The 4198-nt window shown below is 66.6% G+C and carries 3 protein-coding genes; 1 reads left to right on the top strand and 2 read right to left on the bottom strand.

Annotation, left to right across the window (positions count from 1 at the left end; genetic code table 11):
- Window positions 1-2298: alpha/beta fold hydrolase (locus Q4E95_RS03025; protein ID WP_303381891.1), on the bottom strand; the 2298-nt coding region annotated here is incomplete at its 3' end.
- 26 nt (window positions 2299-2324) lie between these two features.
- Window positions 2325-3350, bottom strand: coding sequence for a 3-oxoacyl-ACP synthase III (locus Q4E95_RS03020; RefSeq protein ID WP_303381890.1), 1026 nt, complete (start codon window positions 3348-3350; stop codon window positions 2325-2327).
- A gap of 279 nt (window positions 3351-3629) precedes the next feature.
- Between Q4E95_RS03020 and Q4E95_RS03015 the strand changes: the two genes are divergently transcribed.
- Window positions 3630-4198 (top strand): chromosome segregation SMC family protein (locus Q4E95_RS03015; RefSeq protein WP_303381889.1); only part of this gene is annotated, 569 nt, incomplete at its 3' end.

Here is a 4198-nt window from a genome sequence, read left to right as displayed (position 1 = left end):
GCGTTCGGTGATCCACAACCGGTCGTAGTGGTCCTTGGCGTGCGGTGCCCGGGCCACGATCTCGCCGGTGACACCCGGTTCGGTCGTGATCTCATCGGTGACGTTGCCCGAGCTGTCGAGCGGTAGGACACCCAGCTGGGCGCCGTGGACGGGAGTGCCCACGCACACCCCGTTGCCCGCACCGACCATGCCGCGCTGGGCATCCTCCCGCGCGGCTCGAATGACGTCCAGGCTGACATCCGTGAGCGGCAGGGCTTCGGTCATACCGTACGGCGTGTGCAACTCCGCGGCCGGGAGCAACGTCTGGAGGCGCTCCAACAGCGCTTCCGGAATCGGGGCGCCGGCCGAGAGCATCAGGTCGACCCGGGCGAGCGCATCGCGCTGCGCCGGGGCGAGCTCATCCGCGGTCGCCAGCACATTGTCGATGGCCGCCGGTGAGGCGAAAATCGCGGTGGCGTCAATGGCCATGACGGCCTCCGCCAGCGCCCGTGCGGTCAATGTCTTGGGTTGGGTCACGTCCATGTCCGGGGTGACGGAGGCCGCGCCCAGTGCCGGGCCCAACAATGCGAACGGTGCGAAGCCGGCCACCAGACCGGTTCCGGCGCGCAGACCGTAGGTCACGCGAATGGCATCGCGCATGCTCGCCATCTGACGGTGTGTGTACACCACGCCCTTGGCGGGGCCGGTGGAACCGGAGGTGAACAACACGGCGGCCTCGGCGTCGGGATCCACGAGCGGCAGTTCGCCGTGGTTCACGGTGGTCACCGAGTCCAGGAGCTCCGGAACGGAGTGCTCGACACCCAGGGCCTTTTTGGCCACGGGATCCAGGCTCACCGCGGAGATCTTGCGCCCCGGCCAGCCGAGGGCCTTGGCTCCCACCAGGGCCTTGCGAATGCCGATGAACCAGTCGGGGGAGGAACCCTTGAGCGCGCGGGTCAGACCCTTGCGACCCAGGCCCTGGTCCGCGACCACAATGACGGCACCGATGCGCAGGCACGAGTAAATCAGAGTGGTCAGCAGCGAACCGGGGGGAACCATGAGGTTCACGCGGTCGCCGGGGCGCACGCCGGTGCGCAGCAGGGCGGCACCCAGACGGTCGACCTGGGAACTGAGTTGCGCCCAGGACACGGTGCGTTCCACGTTCAAGGCCGGTGCGGTGCCGTCCACGGTCTGGGCCACGGGGCCCATGTCGACCACGGCGGGGGAGTCATCGGTGCGCCGTGCCTCGAGTTCGGCGAAGAACGGTGAGAAGTCGTTCGAGGCGTTGGCGCGCTTCTCCCGGTGCTGCTGCGTGACGGGGAGGCCATCGCCGAAGTGCTCGTCGAGCCACGTGAGGATGGGTGCTGCGATGTCGCGGGATTCACCGACCAGGTGCTTGGCGCCTTCGAAACGGTGCACATCCGCGTGCGGCGCACGGCGCAAGAGATCGTCCAGGTAGCGCTGTTGGAACACCGGGTCGTTGGTGCCCCACAACAGAAGGGTGGGAACTTCACGCGCGCTCATGCGACCCGCAATGCGCTCGTAGTCCGCGTGCGAGGGATGATCCTCGGGCGCGGGAATGTCGGCCACGAAATTGGCAATGGCCTGTCGACGCTCGCGGGTGCGGTACGGGGCCTTGAAGGCCTTCTTCACGTGGCTGCTCGGCGCGGGATCGGCCAGGGCGAGCGTTGTATCCAGAAACGCGGTGGTGTGCTTGGTGAGTGGTTCGTGCAATGTGGAGTTCAGGGCCACCTGCAAAGCGGTGGGGATCGGCTCCGAATTGTCGTGGTGCACCGCGGTATTGGTCAGGATGGTAGCCGCGTGAATGTCCGGATGTTCCTGGGCCCAGCCCTGGGAGATCAGACCACCCCAGTCGTGGGCCAGCGTGACCACGGGGACGTCCGCGGTGTCAATGCCGAGTTCGGCGGTGAGGTCGCTCAGGTCCTGGACCCGGTCCTGCAAGCGGCGGAACAGTCCCGTGCGCTCGGAGAAACCCATGTCCAGCTGGTCCACGGCGACCACGCGCCAGGGCTGTTCGGCTTCCGTGGCGGCCTTGAGCACGCTGCGCCACAGGTAGGACCACGTGGGGTTGCCGTGCACCGCCAGGATGATGCCGCGGGCAGCCACGCCCGCCTTCTCCAAGGCGGGGCCGTTGTCCAGCAGGTGCCAGCGGCGCTTGCGCCCGGGCACGGGTTCCACGGCTGCCGTGGAAGCCACCGTGACGGTGGTGGACCACGCCGGATCGACACCCGGAAGGGCAACTTCGGTCATCGGCAGTCGAGGACCGGTCTGGGGCGATCGAGAGGTTTTCTTGCTCACGGTTGAACTCCAGTTTCTCTCAGGCGTTACCAGGCCAGTTCCATCAGGGTCGTGTTCAGGCCGGACCCGACACCCAGACACAACACCCGGTCACCGGGCGTCAACGTCTCGGCTTGCAGCGCGAGGGTCATGGGCAGGGCGGCCGCGGCCACATTGCCCCAGAAGGGAAAGGTCAGCGGCACGCGGTCGGGGTCCAGTCCCATGTCCGCAATGAGCTTGTTGGTGTGCGAGTTGGAGACCTGGTGGGTCACGTAGCTGTCCATGTGAAGCCAGTCCCACCCTTCGCTCTCGGCCTCTCGCATAGCGTCGACCACGAGACCCACCCCGTGATTGAGCAGTCCGGTGGCGTTGGTGATCATGCCTTCCTCGCCCCCCACGCACAGCTCGTGGTACTGCGTGCCCGCCCGGGTGACGGAACCAACGATGCGGTGCCCGTCCGGGTGCCGGTCCGCCGGGCCCACCACGGCGGCGGCCGCACCGGAACCCAGGGTGAGGGTGGCGAACTCCTGGACGACCTGATCCCGGGTGACGCCGGGCTTTTTCAGCCGCTCCACGGCCGCGCGGTGCCACCGCAGTGGGTCCTCGCCGTTGACGATGAGGGCGTACTCGACGGCACCCGAGTCGATCATGGAGGACGCCACAGTCAAGGCGTTGAGAAAACCCAGGCACGCATTGGTGATGTCGAAGTTCAATGCCGAGCTGGGCATGCCCAGCCGGTGATGGATGCCCACGGCCACCGCTGGTTCGTAGTCGTCGCGGGTGACCGAGGAGTTGATGAACAACCCGATCTGCTCGGGCTTGATGCCTGCCTGGTCCAGCGCGGCCTGCCCCGCTTCGGTGGCGCCGTCCGAGAAGTGGCGCCCCGGGGCCCACATGCGGCGTTCCTCGATCCCGGCCAGTCGTTCGAGGAGACCGCGGGGTAAGCGCACGCGCTTGAAGGTGTCGGCGAGCTCGTCATCGAACCGCGTTGAGGGGACCACCTCGTCTGCTTCCACCTTGGTAATGGACAGCACGGCTGCATTGCGGTTTTTAATGGTTGAGTTTCCGATCAACGTGGCGCTTTCGAGACAGGGCTCTCTCCGCGCCGTGCTGAATCTGGAAGTGACTCAACACCGTGGGCGCTCGAGCGAGCAGGCGGACTGGACCGGCTCAGTCTATCGACCAGGTCGAACCTTGCAGCCAGTGGCGTTCAGCCGTTTCTCTGCAGGCTGACTATTACCGGGCCCCGGATCCCCGGGCCCGCGCGGGTACAGTGGTGTGGTTGCGCGGGCCCGCCAACCCCCGGACGGGCGCCGCGCGGTGGTGAACATCTCACGCTAGGAGCCCCATACGTGCACTTGAAGACCCTCACCGTGCGCGGTTTCAAGTCCTTCGCTTCGGCCACCACCTTCCATTTCGAACCCGGTGTCACCGCAGTGGTGGGCCCCAATGGTTCCGGGAAGTCCAACGTGGTGGATGCCCTGTCCTGGGTGATGGGCGAGCAGGGGGCCAAGTCCCTGCGCGGCGGCAAGATGGAAGACGTGATTTTCGCCGGTACCTCCGGCCGTTCCGCGCTCGGACGCGCTCACGTGTCGCTGACCATTGACAATGCCGACGGCGCCCTGCCCATTGAATACAGCGAAGTCACCATTTCTCGCACGCTGTTCAGGACGGGCGGTTCCGAATACGCGATCAATGGTCGCTCGTGCCGCCTGCTGGACATCCAGGAACTGCTGTCCGACTCGGGTCTGGGCCGCGAAATGCACGTGATCGTGGGACAGGGCCAGCTGGACCACATCCTGCAGGCCACTCCCGAGGACCGCCGAGGCTTCATCGAGGAGGCCTCCGGAATTCTCAAGCACCGCCGCCGCAAGGAGAAGACCCTTCGAAAGCTCGATTCCCTGCAGGCCAATCTGGACCG

Source organism: Kocuria sp., assembly GCF_030536815.1.
GTDB lineage: Bacteria > Actinomycetota > Actinomycetes > Actinomycetales > Micrococcaceae > Kocuria > Kocuria gwangalliensis.
This window is presented reverse-complemented; position numbering and strand designations above follow the sequence as displayed.